This is a genomic window from Allobosea sp. 67-29, assembly GCF_001898115.1.
GTDB lineage: Bacteria > Pseudomonadota > Alphaproteobacteria > Rhizobiales > Beijerinckiaceae > Allobosea.
The window spans coordinates 503,312-529,366 of record NZ_MKSQ01000008.1; the positions used below are offsets into that span (position 1 = coordinate 503,312).

The following is a 26,055-nucleotide window of genomic DNA, read 5'->3' on the forward strand; positions in this document are numbered from 1 at the left end:
TCACTCAGCGCTCCGGCGACGGCCGAATGCCGGGGCGAGCGCCGGGGGCCTGCCAGCCGGCGATGTCGGCCCGCTCGCGAACGCGGTCGATCCCGTAATGCGACGCCAAGGTCGCCAGCGCCAGGCGCAGCACCACCTTGGCTGAACGGGCCGGCCACTGCCGCTCGCGCTCGACCAGATCGAGCCCCTTCAGGAAGCCGCAAACGTCGATGGCGACGCCGGAAAGCTCGGGCCCCAGCCGCTCGCAGGCGCGCCGAACGCGCTGGCGGGCGGCGACCGCGGCGTCGGAGGCTCCGGCAGGATCGCGCGCACCGGGGCCCCGTTCATCCGGCGTGAGCGCCGCGTCCCAGTTCATCGTCGTGCGCGGCAGCATCCGGGCGCGCGTCAGATCCGCTCTGAAACGCTCGCCGGCCGCAAACTCCTGATCGCCGATCTGCGGCTTGCCGTCCTTGCCGGGACGGCGATGCAGCCAGAGCAACGGACTTTCGCGCTCGTCGCGTCGCGGCACGGCAGGCTGCGGCGGCGCCGTGGAGGCGGCGGCCACCGCGGGAGAAGCCCGCGGCACCGCATCCTCCTTCAAAACGAGACGGGCCCGCCGCCCTTCGGTCCGCCAGACGGCGACCCCTTCGGAAACGAGCGCCGCGGCGGCGGCCGGCACGACATAGCCGGCCCCGAGGCTCGCGCCGTTCTCCATCCGATACAAGGCGATGCGGCCGCAGCCCAGCGGCGAGGAAATGCCGTAGGAGGTAGGCGAACCGAGATGCTTCAACAGCCGGGCACGGTCGCGGATCTCGATGTCCTGCACCATCACAGCACCTCCCTGGAACGCAGCGCCAGGCTGGACTCGATCGCGAGCAGCGCCTCCTCCAACATGTCCAGGCCCAGTTCGCAGCGGGGATCGTCCCGGCTGTCCTCGACCAGCGCACAGGCGTGACGGACCGTCGTGCGATCCCTTCCGAAGCAGGCGCCGACCCGCGTCAGGCTCAATCCGAAGGTGACATGAGCGAGATACATCGCCCTCTGACGTGCATTGGCGACGGGCTTCCGGCCGCGGCTGCGGGCCCGGATCGCCGGTGAGGCGACACCGGCGGCGGCGGCCACAGCGCTTTCCGCCAGCCGCGCCCCTGCCGTCTCCTGCAAGACGATGTCAGGGCCTGTCGAAATGATGTTCACCATATGTTCCATACCCCTCCGAGGCGTCGCTCCGACGGGGAGCATGGGAGATATGATTATATTCCTATTCTCGGAATGGCAAGCCCCGGTCGCAGTTATCCCCGCACCGCCTGCGGCGGAAGACCGGCATGAAAAAAGCCGCCGGGTGCCCGGCGGCTTCTCCTTTTCGAATTCTTGCGGTGCCGCGTGGTATCAGCGGCGCTTGCGGCGCTGCTGGCCCAGGCCCATCTTCTTTGCGAGCTGCGAGCGGGCCTCGGCGTAATTCGGCGCGACCATCGGGTAATCGGGCGGCAGGCCCCACTTCTCGCGATACTGCTCCGGGGACATGTTGTACTGCGTGCGCAGATGGCGCTTCAGCGACTTGAACTTCTTGCCGTCCTCGAGGCAGACCAGATAATCCGCAGTAATCGACTTCTTGACCGGAATGGCGGGCTTGGGCGCCTCGACCGGGATCACTGGGGCAGCACCACCGATGACGCGGCTCAGCGCCGAGTGGACTTCGCTGATCAACGCCGGCAAGTCGGACGCAGGGACAGAATTATTGGAGACATAGGCAGAGACGATGTCCGCCGTCAATTCGATGAAATCTGCACCCTCGTTATCGGCCATAGTTCTGTCGCTCCTTATCGTTCTTGCTATGCACTACCCGACCGCACGTCTACGGAAGCCCGGCTTTCCCGGCCAGCCTCGCCAATAGTGACAGCCACTACCGGCAACAGAATCATCGACCCGATCGATCGCATTCCGCCTGTAATGGATACTGCCTAGTCATGCAAGTGAACAATTCGTCCGAACAAGAATATTTCACCTCAATATTCGAAAATGAATATGACTGCGTTTTCCCATTTCAATCAAGTTGAATGCCCCCTCGCCCAGCGCGTCTTGTCAGGCCGGCGACCGGGCTCTACGTCTCGGCCCCCCGCCCTGGAGATATCCCGATGCGCCCTGCCCCCGACCCTCGCCATCCGCGCCGATCCGGCCGCCCGCCGGCCCCGCCCGTGGCCGCGGTCCGCCCGAAGGAGAGCGTGGTGCACGGTGTCACGCTGCGCGACGACTACGACTGGCTCCGCGCCCCCAACTGGAAGGAGGTGCTGCGCCATCCAGAAGCGCTTCCCGCCGATATCAGCACCTATCTCGAAGCGGAAAACGCCTATTGCAAGGCGATGATGAGCACGACGCGCGGGTTGCAGCGCGAGCTCCTCGGGGAGATGCGCGGGCGGATCAAGGAAGACGATTCCAGCGTCCCGCAGCCGGATGGCGAGTGGCTCTATTATTCGCGCTATCGCAAGGGCGCCGAGCACCCGCTGATCTGCCGGCGGCCGCGCGACGGTCAGGGCAAGAACAAGACTAAGAGCCGGGAGCAGATCATGCTCGACGCCGATGCGCTGGCCGAAGGCAAGGACTTCTTCGATCTGGCCGACACCGCCCACAGCCCCGACCATCGCCTGCTCGCCTGGAGCGCGGACGAGGCCGGCTCGGAACTGCACAGGATACGCGTGCGGGACCTCGAAACGGGCGAGGACCTTGCCGACGCCGTCGAGGACACGACCGGCGAGATCGTCTGGGCGCGGGACGCGCGCTCCTTCTTCTATGTTGCGCTCGATGCCGACCACCGGCCCTCCCGCGTGCTGCGCCACCGCCTCGGCACGGCTGCCGCGACGGATGAACTGCTGCATGACGAGGCCGATGCCGGCATGTTCGTCGATATCGACAGGAGCCAGTCCGGCCGCTTCCTGACGATCTCGATCAGCGACCACGAGACCTCGGAAGTCCGTCTGCTCGATCTCGACGTGGCCGGAGCGGCGGTGACCCTGGTCGCCGCGCGCCAGCCCGGCCGGCAATACAGCCTCGAACATCATGGCGAGGACTTCCTGATCCTGACCAATGCCGACGGCGCGGAAGACTTCAAGATCGTAACGGCCCCGCTCGGCGATCCGGCACCGGCGCAGTGGCGCGATCTCGTGCCGCACAGGCAAGGACGGCTGATCCTCGACCATGTTTGCCTGAGGGGCCGCCTGATCAGGCTGGAGCGCGAAGACGGCCTGCCACGCATCACGATCCGCGATCTCCGGACCGGGGCGGAAAGCAGCATCGCCTTCGACGAGGAAGCCTATGGCCTCGGCATGGATGCGGGCTACGAGTTCGACACGGATACGCTGCGCTTCCTCTACGCCTCGATGGCGCGGCCGACCGAAACCTATGACTACGACCTCGCCACCGGGGAGCGGATATTGCTGAAGCGCCAGGAGGTGCCGTCGGGCCACGACCCGTCCGCCTACAAGGTCCGGCGCATCTTCGCCACGGCGCAGGATGGCGAGCGCGTGCCGGTCTCGGTTCTGCACCGGGCCGACATGAAGCTCGACGGGCGTGCGCCCTGCCTGCTCTATGGCTACGGGTCCTACGGCTCGGCGATGTCGGCCGCCTTCAGGACCCGGCCGCTGAGCCTGGTCGATCGCGGCTTCGTCTACGCCATCGCCCATATCCGCGGCGGCACCGACAAGGGCTGGCGCTGGTACCTCGACGGCAAGCGCGAGAAGAAGCGCAACAGCTTCACCGATTTCATCGCCGCGGCGGAAGCACTGGCCGACGCCGGCTTCACCGCGCGCGGACGCATCGTCGCCGAGGGCGGCAGCGCCGGCGGCATGCTGATGGGCGCCGTCGCCAACATGGCACCCGAGCTATTCGCGGGCATCGTCGCGGAAGTGCCCTTCGTCGACGTCCTCAACACCATTCTCGACGACACCTTGCCGCTGACCCCGCCGGAATGGCCGGAATGGGGCGACCCGATCCGCGACGCGAAGGCGTTCGAGACGATCCGCAGCTACTCGCCCTACGACAATATCGCGGCGCAGGCCTATCCACCAATCCTGGCGATGGGCGGCCTGACCGACCCGCGCGTGACCTATTGGGAACCGGCGAAATGGGTGGCGCGGCTGCGCGCGACCATGACCGGGGGCGGACCGATCCTGCTCCACACCAATATGGAAGCCGGCCATGGCGGAGCCGCCGGGCGCTTCGATTCGCTGAAAGAGACGGCACTCGCCTATGCCTTCGCGATCAAGGCGGCGGGCGACGGCTGGCCGGCCGTGGCGGCTGAAAGCTGAACGACGCCGCTGCGCAATGCGAAGAGCGGCGCAGGCTCAGACGCCGAGCCTGCTCTTCTCGCTCGCCAGATAGACCTTGAGCTCGTCCATCGATGCGAAGCTGTATTCGCCGTCGGGCGTGCGCGCCCGGATCGAGCCGTCGGCGTAGATGGTGAAGTGGGTCTCGCCAACCTGATAGGCGCCGACGATGCCTTCCTCCGACGCGGCCGGTTCCGCGACCGCAGGCTCGGCGTCCGGCCGGGCGGCCTCATCCCGGGCTCCGTCGGCTTCCGGTTGCACCTCGTGCGGCTCGGTCTCCGCCGCAAGAACGGGCTCGGCCGGCGCTGGCTCGCCACCAGCTTCTTCGAAGGGCGCGGCTTCCACACCAGTTTCCTGAACGGACGGGACGTCGGCGGCATGCGGCTCGGTGCGCGGCGGCCAGGCCGGCACGGCAGGCTCGCTCCGAACGGGCGGCTCGATATCCACTCCAACCTCGGAGGAGTCGGAGGAGGACGTGTCAAAAGAAGGCTCGCGCCGTCCGCCATGCCCGCCCGTCCAGGCTTCCTCCCGGGCGAAGAAGGTATCCTCCGGGGCAAGGGAGGGCTCGATCCGGCTCGTCGGCTGATACAAGCCGCCCAGCTGGTTGGTCAGGCTCTCGCGCAGTGCCGCGAACTCGTCGCGCTCGGCTTGCCCTGCGAGCGTCTCGTCGTCTTCCGTCTCGGCGCGGGGCGGCTCGGACTCCGCACCAGGCGGCTCCGGCGGCCGCTCGCCACCCTCGACCTCGATCGTCGCTTCGGCGGCTTCGTCGAGTGCGAAATGATCCGCGAAGCCTCTCGCGTCCTCGCTCGGCAGCTCGAAAGCCTCAACGGCTGCCCCGGCGAGTTCGTCAGGTTCGGCTGGGATCGCCGGATGGTCGAGAGCGTCGCGTTCCGCTGCATCCGCCTCTGGCTCGAACATGTCCGGCACGGCTTCGTCGCGTGCGGGCTCCGGCTCTTCGTCCAGCGCCTCCTCGGCAGCGGCAGGCTCTGCGAAATGGTCGGTGACCAGGGCGCCGAACAGGTCGCGCGCCGGCGCTTCCGGGCCAGGTGGTGCCGCCTCGCTCGGTTCCGCAACCGCAGCCGCGACGGCAACGGCCGCTCCGGTCGCGCCGACACCGAGGGTAACGGGCAGGGCAGGCAGGGCGGCGGTGGCTTCGTCCGCCGGAACGAGACCGCGCGCTACGGGCGGCGCGGCCGGCATGGCGGCGTCCGCAGGTGCCGGCGCAAGCGTCCGCGCCTCGGCCGCTTCGGCGAGCTCAGCCCGGAGCGCCCCGACCTGCTTCAGCACCCAGGCCAGCGACAGCATGATCAGGCCGCCCGTCGCCGCGATCGAACCGATGATGACCTCGGTGAAGCCACGCTCCAGGACCAGATACGGCCAGCCGTCATAGATGGCATAGAGACCGCCACCGAAGAGCCCGAGGCCGAGGAGAGAGAAAATCGCGATCAATTGGGCATCCCTGAAGCAGTGCCTGCGCCGGCCCGGCAGGCGAGCGCAAGCGCGCATCTTTCTAACATATTGAATAAGAGAGAGTTTCCAATCGCCCCGCCTAAACGGGGCGAATCTGGCTCGATTATGGCCAGCTGTCGAGGGCGCCGGAGGTTTCCCCGCCGGAGATCAGCTTTCGGCGCGTTTGGCGGTTGTCGAGCGGGGCCGGGGCGCTTAACTATCCAGGCGGAGCGGCCGGGTTGTCATGGCCCCGCCTCCGAATGGCAAGCCATTCTGATTCAAGCCATTTCACAGCCCAAGGAGAGGCCTGATGTCCTTTACTCTTCCTGATCTTCCCTATGCTCATGACGCGCTCCAGCCCTTCATGTCGAAGGAGACGCTGGAGTACCACCACGACAAGCACCATCTCGCTTATGTCAACAACGGCAACAACGCCATCAAGGGCACGGAATTCGAGGGCAAGTCGCTCGAAGAGATCGTCAAGGGCTCCTATGGCAAGAACGCCGCGGTCTTCAACAATGCCGGCCAGCACTACAATCACCTCCATTTCTGGAAGTGGATGAAGCCGAATGGCGGGGGCAAGATTCCCGGCTCGCTCGAAAAGGCGATCGTCGACGCCTTCGGCTCGGTCGACAAGTTCAAGGAAGACTTCACCGCCGCCGGCGTGGGGCAGTTCGGCTCCGGCTGGGCCTGGCTCGAGGTCAAGGGTGGCAAGCTCGCCGTCAGCAAGACGCCGAACGGCGAGAACCCGCTGGTCCATGGCGGCACGCCGGTCCTCGGCGTCGACGTCTGGGAGCACTCCTACTACATCGACTACCGCAACCGCCGCCCCGACTATCTCAAGGCCTTCCTCGAGAGCCTGGTGAACTGGGAATACGTGGCGGAGCTGTACGAGAAGGCCGCCAAGGGCTGATCTCGTCGCGCCTAACGGAAACGGGGCCTCGCGGCCCCGTTTTTTGTGCTGATGCGTGCCGCTTCAGGCCGCGACGCTGCGCAGGAACTGGTCCACGGTCGAATCCAGCCTTTGCGCCTGCGCGGCCACCTCGCCTGCGGCGCTGCGAACCTGCTCCGCCGAGCGGCCGGTCTCCTCGACGCTGTCAGCCAGGACACTGAGATCGCTCGAGACCGACAGCGCCGATGAGCTCGCCATGGCGACGCCGCTGGCGATCTCGCCCGTCGCGAGAGCCTGCTGCTCGATCGACACCGCGACCGAATTGGCGAAGGTTTCGATCGCGTTCATCCGTTCCGCGATGTTCTGGATCGCGCCGACAACCTGCCCCGTCGCGCCCTGGATGGCGGCGACCTGCGAGACGATGCGGTCCGTCGCATCCGCCGTCTGCGCCGCCAGCGACTTGACCTCGGAGGCGACGACGGCAAAGCCGCGGCCGGCCTCGCCGGCGCGCGCCGCCTCGATGGTGGCGTTCAGAGCCAGAAGATTGGTCTGCGCGGCGATGTCGCGGATGAGGTTGACCACTTCCCCGATGGCGCGGGCCGTGTCGTCCAGTTCGCGGACCGACCCCGCCGTATCGCGCGAGGCCGAGGCGGCCTCGACGATTTCGGTGCGGACGCGCCGGACCTGGAACTCGACCTCGCGGATCGCCGCGCCCATCTCCTCCGCCGCCTGCGCTGCGCTCTCGACGTTGCCGGACGCGTCATGGGCGTTGTGGGCGGCGCGCGCGGCACGCTCGGAGGATTCCGCCGCCACGCGAGCGAGGCCGCCCGAGGCCTCCTGCATCTGGTCGGCATTGTTCTTGAAGGCTTCGAGCGCCAGGCCGACCTCGGTGCGGAACATCGCGATGGCGCCGTCGACGTTCTGCTGGCGGATCCGGCGCTCGCTTTCGGACAGGTTCTGCTTCTCTTCGAGAGCCGCGCGCTCGGCAAGCCTGATCTTCAGGACACCGAGCGCGCGCGCGATGGCGCCGATCTCGTCGCGGCGCTCGAGCGCGTCGATCGGGGTCTCGAGATTGCCGTCCGAAATGCTGACGATGGCGTTGGTCATGCCCCGCAGCGGCCGCATCGTGCGCGACAGCGATATCCAGAGCAGCGGCCCGAGCACGACGAGAACCGCCAGGCCGAGGCCGATGATGACGAATTGCTCCCAGGCTGCGCGCGCGATCAGCCGGGTCTTGTCGAAGCGGGCCGCGACATAGCCGATCTGCTTGCTGGAGACGCGCACCGGCTGGATCTTGGTGATGCTCGTCGCATCCTCGATCTCGATCGGACCGCCGGTCTGCAGCCTGGTCCAGGGCTCCTCGCCGATGGCCGCAGTCAGGCCGCGCGGCGTCAGCGCCAGCCGCGCCTCTTCCGTCCGCCCCGCCGAGGCGAGGGAGACGAGGTCGTCGGCGACGATGGCGGCGTCGAAATCCGGGTCGCGACGCAGCGATTCGAGAATGTTGCCCAGGATCAGGTTGTCGCGCGAAAGGATCGGCGACGGGGCGGCATTCGCCACCATCAGGGTCAGCGCCGTCGCCTTCTGGTCGAGATCAGCGCGGGTGCGCGTGTCGTTGTAGCGCGCCACGGCCATCACGACGAAGATGATCGCGGCGGCGACGATGATCACGGCCGCCAAGGCGATCTGCCGGCTGAGCGAGCTGGGGCCCTTCATCCGGCTTGTCGTCTGCTTGTCGTCAGCCGCCTCGGCCGCCCGCATCAACCATGCCATCGAGCGACTGCCCCTCGTACTCGGCGCAATCCCGAAGAACGACGCCCCACCACCGGGAAAGCATTGCCCGAGCCGGGTAAACAAATCGCTTGCAGTGGCGGCGCTTCTAGACCCCGAGCTGGCTCAGGCGACGCAAGGGCAGATCGGACGGCGGCACGAAGGCTGCGATCGCCGCATGCTCGACGGGCCGGGTGGCGACAACCGGGTCGAGGCGCTCCAGTTCGTCATCGACGAAACCCGGATGGCACATCACCAGATGCGCCGGCCCGGGACACACCAGGAAGCGCGCGAGGTCGGCCGCGAAATCGCGCGCCGGATCGAACGGGGCCACCCCGGCGAAGCCGCGATTGACGCGCAGCTCCCGGCGCAGGGCAGCCGTCCGGAAGCCGCTTGCAAGGCCGGCAATGACCAAGGCCTTGCCGACAGCGACGCCGCGTGCGCGGATCGCGGACACCCGGTCGGCGGGATCGCGGACATAGACCGAGCCGGCCGGGTAGCGCCGCGCCAGGCCGTCGAGCACCGCGCGCCTCACCCCCGGCAGCACATGCACGTGCTGGTGTCCGTCGACGAAATCCGGAGGCCGGCCCAGCGCCTCCTCGAACGCGTCGAGCTGGCGGCGAAACTCGGCGGCGATCTCGCGGCGCACCGCCGGCGCGAGCACGGCAGCGCGCGCGACGATGCCAAGCGCCGGAAGCTCGCCGCCCGGCGCCAGGCGCGGCATGGCACCGAGCGGGGCGGCGCAGGTCAGGTTGAAATGCAGCCCGAGATCGGCGGTCTCCGCGAAGGCGCCGAGTTCCCGGGCCAGGCCGCGCCAATGCGGCCGGCTGGTCATCGCCCCGGTCGCGCTGAGCTTTCCACGCCCGAGAAGCTCGAGGATCGAGCGGCTGACCCCCGCCGTGATGGCGAAATCGTCGGCGCAAAGGACGAAGCCGGTCGGCATGCTCGTCGCTGTCCCTCGTTTGGCCGCGGACATCGTGACGCGGCGGGCTTGTCGGCCGGCAAGCTTTACGGTTCTGTGCGTCGCGCGTCACCCTGTCGGCGGACGCCTTTCGAGAGGTCCTTCGTGTCGGACATCGCGTCCCAACCGGCTCAGCGCGCGCCCCGGGCCTCCCGCTGGCCGGAGCTTTCCGTCGTCGTGCCCGTGCATAACGAGGCCGAGAACCTGCGGCCGCTCGTCGAGCGGCTGCGGTCCGTGCTGGCCCGGGCCGTCTCCTCCTGGGAAATCGTCTTCGTCGACGACGGCAGCCGCGACGCCACCCTTCAGACCATCCGCGAGCTCAACGCCGCCGACCCGCGAATCAGCGCCGTCTCGTTCAGCCGCAACTTCGGCAAGGAGATCGCGATCGCCGCCGGGCTCGACCATGCCTTCGGCGACGCGGTGGTGATCATGGATGCCGATCTGCAGCACCCGCCCGAGGTGATCCCCGCCTTCCTCGAGAAATGGCACGAGGGCTTTCTCAACGTCTACGGCCAGCGCACCGACCGCACCGGCGAGACGCGGCTGAAGCGCAACTTCGCCAAGGCCTTCTACCGCATCTTCTCGCAGTTCGGCGAAACCGACCTGCCGGAGGGAGCGGGCGATTTCCGCCTGCTCGACCGCAAGGCCGTCGACGCGCTGCGCGCCCTGCCCGAGCGGGCCCGCTTCTCGAAGGGGCTCTACGCCTGGGTCGGGTTCCGCTCGATCGGCGTCCCGTTCGAGGTGGCGGAGCGCGAGCACGGGCAGTCGAAATTCCGCTATCGCAAGCTGTTTTCCTTCGCCTTCGACGGGCTGTCCTCGTTCTCGACGGTCCCGTTGAAGATCGCGACCTGGTCGGGAGCGATCATCGCCTTCGTCGCGACGCTGACGGCCTTCTACTTCCTGATCCGCACGCTGTTCTACGGCACCGACCTGCCCGGCTTCCCCTCGCTGATCGTGTCGATCATGTTCTTCTCCGGCATCCAGCTCGTCTCGCTCGGCATGATCGGCGAATATGTCGGGCGCATCTTCGCCGAGGTGAAGCGCCGGCCGCTCTATCTCATCGGCGAGCGCGTCGGCTTCGAGGCGCGCACTGTCGACCATCCGCGCGGCGACGCCCTGCCGCCGCTCATCCGCTAGGCCTTCATGCTCAGAAACATCCTGTCGGTCGGCGGTTATACGCTGATCTCGCGCCTCACCGGCTTCGCGCGCGATATCATGCTCGCTGCCGTGCTCGGTGCGGGCGCGACGATGGACGCCTTCTCGGTGGCCCTGCGCCTGCCGAATCATTTCCGCGCGATCTTCGGCGAGGGCGCCTTCAACCAGGCCTATGTGCCGGCCTATGCCCATATCGCCGAGAAGGAGGGCCAGCAGGCGGCCAATCTCTTCGCCGACCGGCTGTTTACCGTGCTGTTCGCCATCCAGCTCGTCCTGCTGGCATTGGCGCTTCCGCTGATGCCCTGGCTGGTGACGCTGCTCGCTCCCGGCTTCAGGGAGGACCCGGCGGTCTTCGCGCTCGCGGTCAACCTGACGCGGATCACCTTTCCCTACCTCCTCTTCGTCACGATGGTCACCTTCCTCGGGGCGACGCTGAACGCCGTCGATCGTTTCGCGGCCTTCGCGGCCGCGCCCATCCTGCTGAATGTCGGCATGATGGCGGCGCTCTCCGTCTCCTTCCTGTTCCCGAGCGCGGCCTACGCGGCCGCCTGGGGCGTCGCGCTTTCGGGGCTGGCGCAATGGCTCCTGCTCTACGCAGCCGCGCGGCGCGCGCGGGTCTCCAGCAGGCTGGTGCGGCCGCATATGGACGCGGGCGTGCGCCGTTTCCTCAAGGCTTTCGGGCCGGCGGTGATCGGCTCGGCCGGCGTTCAGATCGCGATCTTCGCCGACACGATCATCGCCTCGCTCCTGCCGCGCGGCGCGTATTCCGCACTGTACTATGCCGAGCGGCTCTACCAGCTCCCGATCGGGCTGATCGGCATCGCGGTCGGCACGGTCGCGCTGTCGGCCATGAGCCGCGCGATCGCGCGCGGCGATGAAGGCGCCGCCAACCGAGCCCAGAACCGGGCTCTCGCCATCGCCTTCGTCGCCAGCGCTCCCTTCGTCGCCGCCTTCATCGCGATGCCGGAGCTGATCGTCGCTGGGCTGTTCCAGCGCGGCGCGTTCGATGCCGAGGCCAGCCTCGCCTCCGGCACCGTGCTCTTCGCCTATGCGCTCGGCTTGCCCGCCATCGTGATGATGCGCTCGCAGATCTCCGCCTTCCAGGCGCGCGGCGACACGACGACGCCGATGCTGGTCTCGCTCGGCGCCATCGCCTGCAACCTGGCGCTCAAGCTCCTGCTCTGGCGCGACTGGGGCGCGCCCGGCCTGGCACTGGCGACCGCAGCAGGCGCCTGGATCAACCTGGCGACACTCTTCGTTCTCGGCCTGAAGCGCGGCTGGACCACGCCTGATCCGCGACTGCCGGGCTTCTTTGCCCTGGTCGGCATGGCAGCCCTCGCTGCCGGGCTGTTCGCCTGGTGGTTCGCGCCGCTCGCCCTGCGTCTGACAGCCGGCCTGTCCTTCCAGCCGCTGCTCATGGGCGTGCTTGCGATTTCGACGGCGGCCGGCGTGATCTATGCGGGATTGGCCGGCATCGGCCTCAAGGCGACGGGCTTGTTCCGGCTGTTGCGCTGAAGCCTCAGGCGAGGAAGCGCCTGGCCCCGTCGAGCTGCGCCACGGCCTCGCTCACCATACGCTCGACGATCTCGCCGGCGGACGGGATATCGGCGATCAGCCCCGCCGCCTCGCCGAAGATCACGGCTGCCTTTTCGGGATCTCCGGCCGTGAAGGCCTCGCGATAGGCCGGTGCCTCGGCGGCGATGGCAGCCTTGAGATCCTGCTCCCGCCCGGCCCATGCGGCGATGAAGGCGTTGTTCGCGACGCGGATGTCGAAAGGCTTCGGCCAGTCGAGCTGGCGGGCGATGTCGGGCAGCGAGGAACGCACCGTCCCGTCGCCGGTCGCGGCGACTGCGGCAGCATGGTGGCGCTCATGCACCAGCGCCTCCCGGCTCGCCCAGAACCGGGTGCCGATGAGCACGCCATCGGCGCCGAGCATCAGGGCGGCAGCGAGCCCGCGCCCGTCGGCGATGCCACCAGCGGCGAGCAACAGCGTAGCGGGGCTTTCTCGGGCGATGAGGTCGGCTGCTTCCGGCACGAAGGGCAATGTCGCGCGGCTGGCGCCGTGGCCGCCGGCCTCCGTGCCCTGCGCGACGATGATCGCGGCGCCGGCCTCGAACGCCTGGCGGACATGGTCAAGCGTCTGGCACTGGCAGATCAACGGCACGCCGGCAGCCGCGATCTCGGCGGCGAAGGGCCGCGGGTCGGCGAAGGACAGCATCAGCGCTGAGGGCTCATGCGCCAGCGCCTGCGTCAGGAGCTCGGGCTTCCTCGCCATCGACCAGGTGATGAAGCCGCAGCCGACCTGCGTGTTGCCGGCAGCGGTGAATTGCTGCTCCAGCCAATCGGCGTCGCCATAGCCGCCGCCGATCAGCCCCAGGCCGCCCGCCCGCGTCACGGCGGCCGCCAGCGCCCCGCCGCCCGCCAGCGCCATCGGCGCCGACAGGATCGGATGGGTGATGCCGAGCCGCTCTGTCAGCCGCGTGGCGAGGCGCGCCATGGCCGCTTCCCCGGCCTCAGGCGGCCTTGGCCTTGGTGTGGGCGAAGTCCATGTAGAGCTCGCGGGCCTTGCGGAAGAGCGGGCCGGGCTGCAGCGTGCGGTCGTCGATGCGGGTCACCGGCATGCACTTCGAATAGTTGCCGGAGATGAAGATCTCATCGGCCTTCTCGAACTCCTCGTAGCGCAGGCTGCATTCCTCGACGGTGACGCCGCTGTCGCGCAGCAGCTTGATGACACGCTGGCGCGTGATGCCGTTCAGGAAGGTGCCGTTCGGCACAGGCGTCTTCACCACGCCGTCCTTGGCGAGGAAGACGTTGGAGGTCCCCGTCTCGGCGACATGGCCGAGCATGTCGAGCACCAACGCGTTGTCGAAGCCGGCGGCCTTGGCGGCCTTCAGGATGCGGGCATTGTTCGGATAGAGGCAGCCGGCCTTGGAATCGGTCGGAGCTGTCTCGTAGGTCGGACGGCGATAGAGACCCTTGGTCACCGAGAAGCCGTTCGAGGGCTGCGGCATCGCCGCCTCGAAGAGGCACAGGGCGAACTGCGTGGAGTCCGGATCGGGCATGATCGTGGACGGGCCGTCGGCCTCGCCCCAATACATCGGTTTGACGTAGATCGCGGTGCCTGGCGCGAACTTCTTCACGCCCTCATACATCTTCTCGACGATGAATTCCGGCGTGACCGTGGCCTTGAGGCCGAGCGCGGCGGCCGAGCGGTTCACGCGGGCGGCGTGCAGGTCGATGTCGGGGGCGACACCATCGAAGTAGCGGCCACCGTCGAAGACCGAGGAAGCCTGCCAAAGCGCGTGGCTGCGGGGGCCGACAAGCCCGGGATTGCCCTCGTGCCAGGCTCCATCGAACCAGGTCCAGGTTTGAGAATACCATGCCATGGAGGCGCTCCGCTTCAGTCGATTTTGCTGATTTGCACCGTCCTCCCGCCGCCAGGCGCCGTCAACAGCAAGCGGCGCATGGCGCGATGACGGGATGTGATGGAAGCCATCGGACAGGCTGATGGATCAGAATCCGAGGAGCCGCGCCGCCGAGATCATCGCCATGCCGGTCAGCAGCGCGACGAGCTCGCTGCGGGTGACGAACATCGCGCCCACGGCGGCGAGCAGCGCCACGGCGGCCGCCAGGCCGAGCCGCTCGATCAGGGGGAGAACCGTCGCCACCACAATCGAGCCGGGCAGCGCGGCAAGGCCGCGCCGGACATGCGGCGTCAGCGGCACGAAGCTCATCAGCACGACGCCGGCGAGGCGGCAGAGATAGGTTGCGACCGCCATGGCGCCGATTGCAAGAACGGCGCCCCAGGCGCCGGGATCAGGCAGCGTCATCGCGGAAGGCTCCCGTGACGGCGCCGGCAAGCGAGCCGGTGATGATGAAGGCGTATCCATCGACGAGCTTCGCGGTCAGGAGCGCGACGCAACCGGCCACCACCCAGGGGACGAGCCCGCGCGAGCCGCGCCAGAGCGGCACGATCATGGCGGCGAAGAAGATCGGCATGACGAGGTCGATGCCGTAGCGGCGTGGATCGGCGACCAGCGCCCCCAGCATGTGGCCGGGCACAGTGGCGACGATCCAGACGATCCACAAGGCCAACCCCGCCCCGACCAGGACGCCGAGATCGCGCCCGCCTTCGGAGCGATAGCGCGTCCCGATCAGCCAGTTGGCGTCGGTGAAGAAGAAGAGGTGGAAGGCGTTGATCGCCTTGGGATAGCGCGCGAACCAGGGCTGGAGCGAGGCGCCCTGCAGGATCATCCGGGCGTTGACCGTCGCCGTGACCACGGCCAGGCCAGCGATGGCACCCCAACTCCATTCCGGGCGCCACAGCTCCATGGCCACGAGTTGCGAGACGCCGCCATAGACGAAGGCGCTCATCATCAGCGTCTGGGCGAGGCTCATTCCCTTCGCCGCCGCGGCAGCACCGAAGGCGACGGCGAAGACGACGATGCCCGGCATCAGCACCGAAACCTTGCGCACGCCGAGCAGCATGCCCTGCAGCGTCAGCGGCGCGGCGCTGGCGGCGGTTGGCGTTTCGGCGTCCTGGGGCAACGGCATGGTCCTTCCAAAGGCCGAAGACGCGACGCGGTCAACGCATGCCGGCCGCGCCCACGCATGTGTTTCATGCAAGGCGGATTCCAGCGGTCGGTACGGTGGCTCTCGACGGCACCGGCTTTTCCGGCAAGCTCTCTTTGCTTTTCGACCGGATGCGGTCATCTGGAAGCATGCACTGGCTCCAGTCCATCGCGGCGATCGCGCCCGGCCTTCCTGCCGCCTGGCTGGTGCAGACCCCGCAGCAACCACGCAGCCTTCCGGAGCGCTCGCAGATGCGGCGCCGGACCGCCTGCACCATCCTGGCGCGTCAACTCGGCTGCTCGGAGGCCGAGATCGCCGTCGCCCACGACGAGGCGGGACGGCCATGGCCGACCGGGCCCGGCACAAGCGGCCTGCACCTCTCGCTCGCGACGCGCGCGGGAGCCGTCGCCGTCGCACTGGCGGAGCGCCCGGTGGGCATCGATATCGAGCGCGCCGAGCCGGACGGGGCCATCCCGCGAGCGATGCTGCATGGCGACGAATGGCGGGCGCTGCAGGCGATCGCCCCGGAGCACAGGCCGCTCGCCTTCGCACGGTTGTGGGCGGCGAAGGAGGCCTATGTGAAGGCACTGGGAACGGGCTTTGCCCGGCCGCCGGAGAGCTTCGCGGTCACGCTCCTCTCGGGGGCGGCCTTTCGCGTCGCGGATCCGTCGCGCTCCACCGCCGTGCAAGGATGGCTGCGCACCATCGAAAACGGCGGCCGGGAAACCCTGGCCGCCGCCGCGATCGTTCTCGATGACACCTGAGCTTCAGCCCGGCTGGTCGGCGGGCCTGCGCTTGAGGACATAGCCGGCGACACAGACGAAGGCCGCGCCGATCGCCGCCGCCGCATAGTGCGGCAGGTCGGCAGGGCCAAGACCGATCGGATTGGTCTCGACCGGCACCGCCTTGACCCAGCTCGGCCAGTTGGCCTGCAGCCATTGCAGCACCGCAACGTCGCCCAGCATCATCTCCGCCGCGATCCAGCCGAGCAGCGCCGCGCCGATCCAGACCAGCAGCGGGAAGCGCTCGATGATCGAGGTGAGAAGCTGCGCGCCCATGATGATGAGCGGAATCGACAGCAGCAGGCCGAAGATGAACAGCTCGGCATGGCCGCGGGCTGCGGCCGCGATCGCGATGACGTTGTCGAGGCTCATCACCGCATCGGCGATGGCGATGGTGCGAACCGCCTTCCACAGGCTGGTGCTGGCCTCGATGTTGCCGTGCGTTTCCTCCTCGCCCACCGCGAGCTTGATCGCGATCCAGAACAGCAGGACGCCGCCGATCACCTTCAGATAGGGCACGCCGAGCAGGTAGGTGACGACGAGCGCGAAGATGATGCGCAACCCCACCGCAGCACCCGCGCCCAGCCAGATGCCCAGCTTCTTGCGGTTCTCGGGCAGCGACCGGCACGCCAGCGCGATGACGACGGCGTTGTCGCCGGAGAGCAGCAGGTCGATCCAGATGATCTGCAGCAGCGAGATCCAGAAGGTCGAGGACGAGAAATCCATGTGTCGGTCAGTCCCTTTTCAGAGGGCCGGGTCCGGCCGGCGTGACTTGATGAGGTAGCCCAGCCCGAGCACCAGCAACGCGCCCAGGATGGCGGCGGGATATTCGAGCCGGTGCAGCAGTTCGGCTCCGAAGCGGCCGATCAGCCAGGGATCGCTGTCGAGCATCTCCCCAGCGACCCAGCCGAGCAGGCCCGCGCCCGCCCAGACCAGAATCGGGAAGCGGGTGAGAAGGTTGGTGATCAGCGAGGCGCCGACCACGATCAGCGGAATCGAGATGACGAGGCCCGCAATCAGGAGCGCCATCGAATCGCGCGCCACGCCGGCGATGGCGAGCACATTGTCGAGGCTCATCACGATGTCCGCGATCGCGACCGTCTGCACCGCCTTCCAGAGCTTGCTGCTCGCAGCGATCGAATCCTCGTCCTGCCCCTCTTCCTCCACCAGCAGCTTCACCGCGATCCAGACCAGCAGGCCGGCGCCGACAACGCGCAGAAACGGCATGCTCAGCAGCGACGCGATCACCACCGTGAAGGCGATCCGCAGCACTACGGCCACGGCAGCGCCGAGCGCGATCCCCTTGGTGCGCTGCTCCGGCGCGAGCGCCCGGCAGGCCAGCGCGATCACCACCGCGTTGTCGCCCGAGAGGATGACGTTCAGCAGGATGATTTCGAAGAGTTTGCCCCAGATCAGCGGGTCGCTCAGCGAAAACGTTGTCAGATCCATATTGCGCGACTTTCCTCGTCAGCCCCCGGCCGCCTGCGGCCATTCAACGATCGGCGCGGCCGAGGCCGCACCGGTACCGCGCCTGTTCAATCCAGCGCCTGCGCGACGGCCTTGCCCGCGGCTTCGGTGCCGAGCGTGCCACCGAGATCGCGCGTGCGGGTGCGGGCATCGCCCAGCGCTCGCTCGATCGCCGCCTCGATGCCCTTGGCGGCCTCGTGCTCCCCGAGATGATCCAGCATCATCGCGCCGGACCAGATCATTCCGACCGGGTTGGCGATGCCCTGGCCCGCGATGTCCGGCGCCGAGCCATGGACCGGCTCGAACAGCGAGGGATGGTCGCCGGTCGGGTTGATGTTGCCCGACGGCGCGATGCCGATGGTGCCGGTACAGGCCGGACCGAGATCGGAGAGGATGTCGCCGAAGAGATTGGAAGCCACGACCACGTCGAAGCGGTCAGGGTTCAGCACGAAATGCGCGGTCAGGATGTCGATATGGTACTGGTCGACGGCGACGTCCGGGTAGTGCCTGGCCATCTCCTTCACCCGCTCGTCCCAGTACGGCATGGTGATCGAGATGCCGTTGGACTTGGTTGCGGAGGTCAGCTTCTTGCGCGGGCGGCGCTGCGCCAGTTCGAAGGCGTATTTCAGCACGCGGTCGACACCGACGCGGCTCATGACCGTCTCCTGGATGACGATCTCGCGCTCGGTGCCGGCATACATGCGCCCGCCGACCGAGGAATATTCGCCCTCGGTGTTCTCGCGGACGACGAAGAAGTCGATATCGCCGGGCTTGCGATTGGCGAGCGGGCCGGGCACGCCCGGCATCAGGCGCACGGGGCGCAGGTTGACATATTGATCGAACTCGCGCCGGAACAGCAGCAGCGAGCCCCAGAGCGAGATATGGTCCGGCACCTGCTGGGGCATGCCGACGGCGCCGAAATAGATCGCGTCATGGCCGCCGATGGTCTCCTTCCAGTCGTCCGGCAGCATCTTGCCGTGCTTGGCGTAGTAGTCACAGGAGGAGAAGTCGAACGCGTCGAGGCGCAGTTCGAAGCCGTATTTCTTCGAGGCGGCCTCGAGCACGCGCAGCCCCTCGGGCATGACTTCCTTGCCGATGCCGTCACCCGGTATGACGGCGATCCGATAGACGCGATTGGTCCCGCTCATGCGGCTTCTCCGAAGAAAGATCCGAATTCCGCGGCAACGAGGTCGGGGACCTCTTCCGCGAGATAATGGCCGCCCGGCAGGGCATGGCCGCGCACATCCTGCGCACGCTCGCGCCACAAGGCCAGAGGGTCGAAGCACTTGCCGATGATGCCGTTGGCGCCCCAGAGCGCCAGCAGCGGCTGAGTCAGCTTGCGGCCGCCATCCTCGTCATCGTGGCGGATATCGATGGTCGCGGCGGCGCGATAATCCTCGCAGCTGCCATGGATCGTCGCGGGATCGGCGAAGCAGCGCAGGTAGTGGATGAGCGCCTCGGGAACGAAAGGCGTCATCCCGGCCGAGCCGGAGCCGCATTTCTTGCGCCAGAAGGCCGCCGGATCCGCGCCGATCATCCGCTCCGGGAAGGGCGAGGGCTGGATCAGGAAGAACCAGTGCCAGTAGGCGCGGGCGAAGGCGTCGGTGGTGTTGGCATACATCTCACGGGTCGGCGCGATGTCGAGCGTCGCAAGGCGGATGACGCGGCCGGGATGGTCGAGCGCGAGGCGATGCGCGACACGGGCGCCGCGGTCATGCGCGCCGACACAGAAGCGCTCATGGCCGAGCGCCGTCATCACCTCGGCCATGTCCAGAGCCATGGCGCGCTTGGCGTAGTTGGCGTGATCCGCCTCACCCTTCGGCTTGTCGCTGTCGCCATAGCCACGCAGATCGGCGCAGACGAGCGTGAAGCGGTCCTTCAGCCGTGCCGCGACCTTGTGCCAGAGCACATGGGTCTGCGGATAGCCGTGCAGCAGCAGGAGCGGCGGCCCCTCGCCGCCGACGCGCACGCGGATGCGCGCGCCCGGCGTCGCCACGTCGAGCAGACGAAACCCGGGGAACAGATTGTCGGTGACGGGGAGTTCGGTCAGACTCATCAGGCCAGAATTCTGCAACAATGCGGGAGCCGATACCCCGAACGCGCCGGGATTTCTGCCGCGGATTATTACATAATCCTGATCAATGGTGAGGCGGCCGAGGACAGCATCGTTCCGCAGCCGGCACCCAGCACCGGCTGCGGAATTCCGGTGATGCCGTCAGCCCCGGAGCGTCGCGCCGTAGCGCTTGGCCATCTCGGCGACGATCTTGGCTCCGACAGCCTCGATTTCCGCCTCGGTCAGGGTCTTCTCGACCGGCTGTAGGGTCACGGCGAGCGCGACCGACTTCTTGCCGGCCTCGACGCCCGCGCCCTCATAGAGATCGAAGACGCCGACGTTGGCGATGAGCGCGCGGTCGGTGCCCTGCGCCGTCTTCATCATGTCGCCGGCTGCCACCGCCTTGTCGACGATGAAGGCGAAATCGCGCGTGACAGGCTGGAAGTCGGACAGCACAAGCTTGGCCTTGACCTTGGTCGGCTTGGCCTTGGGCAACGGCAGCGCATCGAGATGGATCTCGAAGGCGACCAGCGGTCCCTTCGCGTCCAGAGCCTTGAGGATCTTGGGGTGGACCTCGCCGAAGGCGCCGATCACGCCCTTGGGGCCGAATTGCAGCGTCGCCGAGCGGCCGGGATGGGCCCAGGCTGGGCCGCCCGCGACGACCTGCAGGCCGCCCGTCGGAACGCCGAGAGCGGAGAGCAGGCCGAGCACATCGGCCTTGGCATCGAAGATATCGACATTGTTAGCCCCGCCGTCCCAGTGACGGCCGGTGCCCTCGAGACGAGCGGTGCCGCGGCGCAGGCCGGTCGCGGCGACGAGCTGGCCTTCCGGCTCGTCGCTGAGGAAGATCTGGCCGACCTCGAACAGCGCCACATCCGGGAAGCCGCGATCGGCATTGCCCTGCGCGGCGCGGATCAGCCCCGGCAGCAGCGAAGGGCGCATGTCGGACAGGTCGGCCGCGATGGGGTTGGCCAGCGCGAGCTTGGGCGAGCCGCCGCCGAAGAGCTTCGCCTGATCATGCGAGATGAAGGACCATGTCACGGCCTCGACGAGCCCGCGCGCCGCGAGCGTGCGCTTGGCGGTGCGGGTGCGCTTCTGCAGCACGGTCAGCACCGGCTTGACGACCTCGCCCTTGATGCGCGGCAGCGGCGTCGAAGCGACACGGTCGAGCCCGGCGATGCGGACGATCTCCTCGACGAGGTCGGCCTTGCCTCCGACATCGGCACGCCAGGACGGCGGCGCGACCGTGACCCGCTCGCCCTCGCCCGAGACGTCGAAGCCGAGCGAGGTGAGCGCCTGCTTCATCTCGGCCTGCGGCAGATCCAGCCCGGTCAGGCGCTCGACCTCGGACCAGGGGAAATCGATCGCGGCCGGGCTCTCCGGCAGGTCGCCGACGAATTCCATCTCGGAGGCTTCGCCGCCGCAGAGCTCGATGACCATCGCGGTGGCCAGGTCCAGGCCGGGGCGCGCGAAATCGGGATCGACGCCGCGCTCGAAGCGATAGCGCGCATCCGAATTGATGCCGAGAGCGCGGCCCGAACGGGCAATGTTCAGCGGGTCCCAGAGCGCGCTCTCGATCAGCACGTCGGTGGTGGTCTCGCTGCTGCCGGAGGCCTCGCCGCCCATGATGCCGGCGAGCGACTCGACGCCGTGCTCGTCGGCGATCACGACCTGCTCATCGGTCAGCGCATAGGTCTTGCCGTCGAGCGCGAGGATGGTCTCACCTTCCTTCGCGCGGCGCACCGTGAGGTTGCCCTGGACCTTGGCCGCGTCGAAGACATGCAGCGGCCGGTTGCGGTCGAGCGTCATGAAATTGGTGATGTCGACCAGCGCGTTGATCGGGCGCAGGCCGACGGCGCGCAGGCGCGCTTGCAGCCAGTCCGGCGAGGGACCGTTCTTGACGCCGCGCACGAGGCGCAACGCGAAGGCCGGGCAGAGCTTCTTGTCGTCACCAGCGAGATCGAACGTGACCTTCACCGGGCACGGGAAGGAGCCGCTGATCGGCTGGATCGGCGCATTCTTCAGCTTGCCGAGGCCGGCGGCGGCGAGGTCGCGGGCGATGCCGGCGACGCCGAGCGCATCGGCCCGGTTCGGCGTCACGGCGATCTCGATCACAGCGTCATCGAGCCCGGCATAGGTCGCATAGGGCTGGCCGACCGGCGCATCGGCCGGCAGCTCGATGATGCCGTCATGATCCTCGGAGAGCTCGAGCTCGGCTTCCGAGACCAGCATGCCGTTGGATTCGACACCGCGGATCACGCCCTTGCCGAGCGTGATCTTCTTGCCGGGGATGTAGCTGCCCGGCGGCGAGAACACGCCCTTCATGCCGGTGCGCGCATTCGGCGCGCCGCAGACGACCTGCACCGGCTCGCCGGCGCCGGTATCGACCATGCAGACGCGCAGGCGGTCGGCGTTGGGGTGCTGCTTCGCCTCGATGACATAGGCGATGGTGAAGGCGGCGAGCGCAGCCGCACGGTCCTCGATCGCCTCGACCTCGAGGCCGATGCGGGTCAGGGTCTCGGCGATCTCGGCAACGGAAGCGTCGGTATCGAGGTGCTCTTTGAGCCAGGATGTCGTGAATTTCATCGTCGTATCGGATCAGCTTTGCCGGATCAGTCGGAAATCTTGGCGCGCGCCGCCGAAAGCGCCGGCGCCGCCTGGTTGAGTTCGTTGGTCCCGTCGGTGCGGATCGTCATGGCGTTGCCGCGCCAGCTCACCTCGCCGCCGATGAAGGCATAGGCCCAGATGCCGGGGAAGGCGACGTCGCGGATCAGCATGGCGAGCGGCGAGCGCCAGTTGACGAACCAGCCGGCAGCCGCGGAGAGCACGATGTCGCCGGCATACCAGATCGCCAGGACGAGCAGCGGCGCCAGCCAGACCGGCAGGCCGAGCGAAGCGGCTCCCCCTATGGCCAGCACGGCCGGCAGCAGCGGCGCGGCCAGGATCTCCAGCGCAAAGAAGGGCAGGAAGGTGACGCGCCTCAGCCTCGCCCAGCGGAACTGGCGCTGCACCGCGTCGGCCAGACGGCGCGCGCCCAGCGGTTGCTCGAAGGGCTGGCCCACGAGATGGACATGCCTGCCGGCGCCGCGCACGAGCTTCGTCGCGGCCGCATCCTCGGCGATCTCGGCGCCGAGTGCCGCGATGCCGCCATTGGCATCGAGGAACGGCTTGTTCCAGAGCATCGACTTGCCCTGCGCGAAGCCGAACCCCAGCGCCTCTCCGGCATATTGCCAGCGCGCCTGGAAGGGATTCAGGAAGGCGCATTCGACCTCGGCGCCGAAAGTCTGCGGCCGCGAGCCCGCGGGCGTCGAGCAGACGAGCCCGCTTCCCGGCCGCCAGGCCGCGAGCATGCGCTGGATATAGTCCTTCGGCATCAGCACGTTGGAATCGGCGAGAATGACCCAGTCGGTCGCCGCCGCCTCCCAGCCGCGCACGCAATTGTTGAGCTTCGGATTCGCGCTGACGGAGACGTCGCCGATCAGCAGGCTGACCTTGTCGGCGCCATACAGCCCGATCAACTCCTCGATCAGCGGCACGATCGGGTCCTCGCCGTCGGCGACGCAGAAAATCGTGGTGTAGCGGGGATAGTCGAGCTCCAGGCCCGAAACCGCTGTCTCGCGGCTGAAGGCCTCGATGCCGCGCACCGGCCGGACGATGGTCACGGGCGGCAGTTCCGCGAGCAGGGCCGAGCGCTGCAGGGGCCGGCGCAGCCGCCAGAGCGCGATGGCCTGGCTCGCCAGGTTCATCACGACCAGCAGCACGGCAATCGCCGCCGCCCAGCCCGCAGGCGTCATCGCGCCCTCCCCCGCCCGGCCGACGCCGTCATGAGGAAAGGCCACCCGTCAGGGTCGGGAGATCGAGTGGGCGGAAGCCGTAATGGCTGAGCCAGCGCACATCGGCCTCGAAGAAGGGACGCAGATCCGGCATGCCGTATTTCAGCATGGCGATGCGGTCGATGCCCATACCCCAGGCGAAGCCCTGGTAGACATCCGGGTCGAGCCCGCAATTGCGCAGCACGTTCGGATGCACCATGCCGCAGCCGAGGATTTCGAGCCAGTCGTCGCCCTCGCCGAAGCGGATCTCGCCGCCCTTGCGCGAGCACTGGATGTCGACCTCCATCGACGGCTCGGTGAAGGGGAAGAAGGACGGGCGGAAGCGCATCTTCACGTCGTCGATCTCGAAGAAGGACTTGCAGAACTCCTCGAGGATCCACTTCAGGTGACCGAGATTGGCGGACTTGTCGATGACCAGCCCCTCGACCTGATGGAACATCGGGGTGTGGGTCTGGTCGGAATCGTTGCGATAGGTCCGGCCCGGGCAGATCACGCGGATCGGCGGCTGCTGCGCCAGCATGGTGCGGACCTGCACCGGCGAGGTGTGGGTGCGCAGCAGCTTGCGCTCGCCGTTCTCGTCCGGCGCGAAGAAGAAGGTGTCGTGCATCTCGCGGGCGGGATGGCCTACGGGGAAGTTCAGCTTGGTGAAGTTGAGGTCGTCGGTCTCGACATCCGGCCCTTCGGCGATGGCGAAACCCATGTCGCCGAAGATCGCGGTGATCTCGTCGATGACCTGGCTGATCGGGTGGATGCGGCCGCGCGCCTCCGGGCCGTCCTGCACCGGCAGCGAGACGTCGAGACGCTCGGAAGCGAGCCGCGCCTCGAGCGCCGCCTCGCCCAGCGCCTCCTTGCGGGCTGCGATCGCAGTTTGCACGCGATCACGCAGGCCGTTGATCTGCGGCCCCTTCTCCTTGCGCTCATCCGGTGTCATGCCGCCGAGCGTCTTCAGCAGCGCCGAGACCGAGCCCGACTTGCCGAGCGCAGCGATGCGCACATCCTCGACGGCGGCCTCGTCGGCAGCGGCGGCGATCGCGGCAAGGGTGTCGCGTTCCAGGGCGGCGATATCGGTCATGAACAGGTCGCAAGCGTTTGAAGGCGTGGGATCGGGCGCGTTCTAGCGGGAACGGCCGGCATATGCCAGAGCGAAGCAGCGCGTCGCATTCGGGCGGCGCCCGCCCATGCCGCAGCAGGATGCAGCTTCATGCCAGACAATACCGCCCAGAAGGAATCCCCCTCCTATCGCCTCGCCGCCCTCGACCCCGACTTCATCCTCGGCGATTCGACGCGCGGCGCCCGCTTTATGCTGGAGTACCAGAAGGCCGAGGATCACCTCAGGGCGCGCGGCGTCGTCTCGACCATCGTCGTCTTCGGCTCGGCCAGGGTGCGCGAAGGCAATCGCTGGTACGAGGCGGCGCGGCAGTTCGCCCGCATCGCCTCGGAGCGCGGCGGGGCGCTGCGTGACGGCGAGGCCGGACGCCATCACGTCATCGCGACCGGCGGCGGTCCCGGCATCATGGAAGCGGCCAACCGCGGCGCCATCGAGGCCGGCGCGCTCTCGATCGGCTTCAACATCACCCTGCCGCACGAGCAGGAGCCCAATGCCTGGTCGACCCCGGACCTGACCTTCCGCTTCCACTATTTCGCGATGCGCAAGATGCACCTGGCGATGCGGGCAGCCGCGCTGGTGGTCTTCCCCGGCGGGTTCGGCACGCTGGACGAGCTGTTCGAGATCATGACGCTGGTTCAGACGGGCAAGATGCGGCCGGTGCCGATCGTGCTGTTCGACTCGTCCTATTGGAAGGGGCTGCTCCACCTCGACACGATGACGGAGGCGGGCTTCATCCGCCCGGAGGACCTGAAGCTGTTTTCCTATGCCGACACGCCGGAACAGGCCTATGACTGCATCGTCCACGGCGCGGGCGAAGGCTGGAACCCACCAGGGAACGGAAGCGTGCAAACATAAGGGATGTTTCAGCCCCATGAGCCGCGCGCGGTCGCGCCATCGTGCCGGCGGGCTTGCCGGCATGCCGGCAGCGACAGAAGATCGACAGAACCTTGATGTGCTTTCCGCATTGCCGAGCTGCCAGCATGATGTCGACGGGCTCAACGCCACCTTCGGTCGCCAAATTCGACGCCGGGCGTGCCGGCGAGTACCTCGTCCAGAGCCGGATCGCGCTGGCGGGTTACGACGCCTGCCATGAGCTTTCGGCCTGCATGCTCGCTGCCGCGCTGGGCACGGGCCAGGCGGCCCGCATGCTGGCCGTAGGGGCCGGCGGCGGCGGCCAGGAGATCGTCAGCGCAGCGTCCCTCGAACCGGGCTGGACCTTCGTCGCCGTAGACCCGTCGCCCCAGATGATGGACGTTACGGCCGGGCGCCTGAACGAGCTCGGATTGATCGGGCGAGCCGAACTCCATATCGGCTATGTCGAGGATCTGCCCGCGGATCGGGCGTTCGATGCCGCGACCCTGATCGGCGTCCTGCACCATCTGCCCGGCGCCGAAGCCAAGAGCGCCATGCTCGCCGCCATCGCCGCCAGGCTCAAGCGTGGCGCGCCGCTGATCGTCGCGGGGAACCGCTTCGCCTATGATGCGCAGCCGCTGCTGATGGCGGCCTGGGCCGAGCGCTGGCGCATGCAGGGAGCAAGCCCCGCCGAGGTCGAAGCCAAGCGCGGCAAGATCCTGCAGGGTGCCGATCCGCCGGCGTCGGAAAGCGAAGTCGCCGCGCTCCTGGATCGCGCCGGCTTCGGGCCGCCGACCTGGTTTTTCTCGAGCCTGTTCTGGGGCGCCTGCCTGGCCCGATATCAGGGCTGAGGCTGCGTCGAAACGAAA

General features: G+C 68.0%; 24 protein-coding genes. 7 read left to right on the forward strand and 17 right to left on the reverse strand.

Features of this window, described 5'->3' with window-relative positions; all coding sequences use genetic code 11:
• Positions 1 to 4 precede the first annotated feature (4 nt).
• The 3 genes from BGO20_RS08995 to BGO20_RS09005 form a co-directional block, all read right to left on the reverse strand.
• Complete coding sequence (locus tag BGO20_RS08995) at positions 5 to 808, reverse strand: DUF6456 domain-containing protein (RefSeq protein WP_291661565.1); 804 nt, start codon at positions 806 to 808, stop codon at positions 5 to 7.
• Positions 808 to 1,176 carry a helix-turn-helix domain-containing protein gene (locus tag BGO20_RS09000; protein WP_291661567.1) on the reverse strand — a complete coding sequence of 123 codons (369 nt, stop codon included), beginning with the start codon at positions 1,174 to 1,176 and terminating at the stop codon, positions 808 to 810. The genes BGO20_RS08995 and BGO20_RS09000 overlap by 1 nt, the downstream gene beginning before the upstream one ends.
• Positions 1,177 to 1,365: 189 nt before the next feature.
• Positions 1,366 to 1,782 (reverse strand): Ros/MucR family transcriptional regulator, encoded by a 417-nt coding sequence (locus tag BGO20_RS09005; protein ID WP_291661569.1) that lies wholly within the window; start codon positions 1,780 to 1,782, stop codon positions 1,366 to 1,368.
• Positions 1,783 to 2,111: 329 nt separating this feature from the next.
• Here BGO20_RS09005 and BGO20_RS09010 point away from each other — a divergent pair, with 329 nt between their 5' ends.
• A complete protein-coding gene (locus BGO20_RS09010) occupies positions 2,112 to 4,277 on the forward strand; it encodes a S9 family peptidase (protein WP_291661571.1) in 2,166 nt (721 codons plus the stop codon).
• Positions 4,278 to 4,313: 36 nt separating this feature from the next.
• On the opposite strand, the gene BGO20_RS09015 is transcribed toward BGO20_RS09010, so the two are convergent.
• Positions 4,314 to 5,744: a hypothetical protein gene (locus BGO20_RS09015; RefSeq protein WP_291661572.1), complete on the reverse strand. Its 1,431-nt coding sequence runs from the start codon at positions 5,742 to 5,744 to the stop codon at positions 4,314 to 4,316.
• Between the two features lie 310 nt (positions 5,745 to 6,054).
• Here BGO20_RS09015 and BGO20_RS09020 point away from each other — a divergent pair, with 310 nt between their 5' ends.
• On the forward strand, positions 6,055 to 6,657 hold the full coding sequence (locus BGO20_RS09020) for a superoxide dismutase (protein ID WP_291661574.1): 603 nt from the start codon (positions 6,055 to 6,057) through the stop codon (positions 6,655 to 6,657).
• A 63-nt stretch (positions 6,658 to 6,720) separates the two neighbouring features.
• Here BGO20_RS09020 and BGO20_RS09025 read toward each other — a convergent pair whose 3' ends face one another.
• Together BGO20_RS09025 and BGO20_RS09030 are read right to left on the reverse strand one after the other, a co-directional pair.
• On the reverse strand, positions 6,721 to 8,406 hold the full coding sequence (locus BGO20_RS09025; protein WP_291661575.1) for a methyl-accepting chemotaxis protein: 1,686 nt from the start codon (positions 8,404 to 8,406) through the stop codon (positions 6,721 to 6,723).
• Positions 8,407 to 8,512: 106 nt separating this feature from the next.
• Positions 8,513 to 9,346: a ChbG/HpnK family deacetylase gene (locus tag BGO20_RS09030; RefSeq protein WP_291661578.1), complete on the reverse strand. Its 834-nt coding sequence runs from the start codon at positions 9,344 to 9,346 to the stop codon at positions 8,513 to 8,515.
• A gap of 123 nt (positions 9,347 to 9,469) precedes the next feature.
• On the opposite strand from BGO20_RS09030, the gene BGO20_RS09035 reads away from it, so the two are divergent.
• Complete coding sequence (locus BGO20_RS09035; RefSeq protein ID WP_291661579.1) at positions 9,470 to 10,501, forward strand: glycosyltransferase family 2 protein; 1,032 nt, start codon at positions 9,470 to 9,472, stop codon at positions 10,499 to 10,501.
• Between the two features lie 6 nt (positions 10,502 to 10,507).
• Positions 10,508 to 12,034, forward strand: a complete 1,527-nt coding sequence (murJ, locus tag BGO20_RS09040; protein WP_291661581.1) for a murein biosynthesis integral membrane protein MurJ — start codon at positions 10,508 to 10,510, stop codon at positions 12,032 to 12,034.
• Between the two features lie 4 nt (positions 12,035 to 12,038).
• Here the strand turns inward: murJ and BGO20_RS09045 are convergent, their stop codons facing one another.
• The 4 genes from BGO20_RS09045 to BGO20_RS09060 form a co-directional block, all read right to left on the reverse strand.
• The gene (locus BGO20_RS09045; RefSeq protein ID WP_291661583.1) at positions 12,039 to 13,016 is read right to left on the reverse strand and encodes an NAD(P)H-dependent flavin oxidoreductase; all 978 of its coding nucleotides are present in this window, start codon (positions 13,014 to 13,016) and stop codon (positions 12,039 to 12,041) included.
• A gap of 16 nt (positions 13,017 to 13,032) precedes the next feature.
• Entirely contained in the window at positions 13,033 to 13,905 is an 873-nt protein-coding gene (locus tag BGO20_RS09050) for a branched-chain amino acid aminotransferase (RefSeq protein ID WP_291661585.1), read from the reverse strand.
• A gap of 126 nt (positions 13,906 to 14,031) precedes the next feature.
• A complete protein-coding gene (locus BGO20_RS09055; RefSeq protein WP_291661587.1) occupies positions 14,032 to 14,349 on the reverse strand; it encodes an AzlD family protein in 318 nt (105 codons plus the stop codon).
• Complete coding sequence (locus BGO20_RS09060; protein WP_291661588.1) at positions 14,336 to 15,073, reverse strand: AzlC family ABC transporter permease; 738 nt, start codon at positions 15,071 to 15,073, stop codon at positions 14,336 to 14,338. Before BGO20_RS09060 ends, BGO20_RS09055 begins: the two co-directional genes overlap by 14 nt.
• Positions 15,074 to 15,240: 167 nt before the next feature.
• On the opposite strand from BGO20_RS09060, the gene BGO20_RS09065 reads away from it, so the two are divergent.
• On the forward strand, positions 15,241 to 15,855 hold the full coding sequence (locus BGO20_RS09065) for a 4'-phosphopantetheinyl transferase family protein (protein ID WP_291661589.1): 615 nt from the start codon (positions 15,241 to 15,243) through the stop codon (positions 15,853 to 15,855).
• Positions 15,856 to 15,858: 3 nt separating this feature from the next.
• Here BGO20_RS09065 and BGO20_RS09070 read toward each other — a convergent pair whose 3' ends face one another.
• The 7 genes from BGO20_RS09070 to pheS form a co-directional block, all read right to left on the reverse strand.
• Positions 15,859 to 16,599, reverse strand: coding sequence for a TerC family protein (locus BGO20_RS09070; protein ID WP_291661590.1), 741 nt, complete (start codon positions 16,597 to 16,599; stop codon positions 15,859 to 15,861).
• Positions 16,600 to 16,617: 18 nt separating this feature from the next.
• Positions 16,618 to 17,322: a TerC family protein gene (locus BGO20_RS09075; protein ID WP_291661592.1), complete on the reverse strand. Its 705-nt coding sequence runs from the start codon at positions 17,320 to 17,322 to the stop codon at positions 16,618 to 16,620.
• Between the two features lie 86 nt (positions 17,323 to 17,408).
• The gene (locus BGO20_RS09080) at positions 17,409 to 18,488 is read right to left on the reverse strand and encodes a tartrate dehydrogenase (RefSeq protein WP_291661593.1); all 1,080 of its coding nucleotides are present in this window, start codon (positions 18,486 to 18,488) and stop codon (positions 17,409 to 17,411) included.
• Positions 18,485 to 19,396, reverse strand: a complete 912-nt coding sequence (locus BGO20_RS09085) for an alpha/beta fold hydrolase (protein ID WP_291661594.1) — start codon at positions 19,394 to 19,396, stop codon at positions 18,485 to 18,487. The genes BGO20_RS09080 and BGO20_RS09085 overlap by 4 nt, the downstream gene beginning before the upstream one ends.
• Positions 19,397 to 19,555: 159 nt before the next feature.
• Complete coding sequence (gene pheT / locus BGO20_RS09090) at positions 19,556 to 21,979, reverse strand: phenylalanine--tRNA ligase subunit beta (RefSeq protein ID WP_291661595.1); 2,424 nt, start codon at positions 21,977 to 21,979, stop codon at positions 19,556 to 19,558.
• Positions 21,980 to 22,005: 26 nt separating this feature from the next.
• Complete coding sequence (locus tag BGO20_RS09095) at positions 22,006 to 23,187, reverse strand: ceramide glucosyltransferase (protein ID WP_291661596.1); 1,182 nt, start codon at positions 23,185 to 23,187, stop codon at positions 22,006 to 22,008.
• A 28-nt stretch (positions 23,188 to 23,215) separates the two neighbouring features.
• Positions 23,216 to 24,298: a phenylalanine--tRNA ligase subunit alpha gene (pheS, locus tag BGO20_RS09100; protein WP_291661597.1), complete on the reverse strand. Its 1,083-nt coding sequence runs from the start codon at positions 24,296 to 24,298 to the stop codon at positions 23,216 to 23,218.
• A 129-nt stretch (positions 24,299 to 24,427) separates the two neighbouring features.
• Here pheS and BGO20_RS09105 point away from each other — a divergent pair, with 129 nt between their 5' ends.
• Positions 24,428 to 25,189, forward strand: coding sequence for an LOG family protein (locus BGO20_RS09105; RefSeq protein ID WP_291661598.1), 762 nt, complete (start codon positions 24,428 to 24,430; stop codon positions 25,187 to 25,189).
• 128 nt (positions 25,190 to 25,317) lie between these two features.
• Complete coding sequence (locus BGO20_RS09110; protein ID WP_299857412.1) at positions 25,318 to 26,037, forward strand: class I SAM-dependent methyltransferase; 720 nt, start codon at positions 25,318 to 25,320, stop codon at positions 26,035 to 26,037.
• The last annotated feature ends 18 nt before the right edge of the window (positions 26,038 to 26,055 follow it).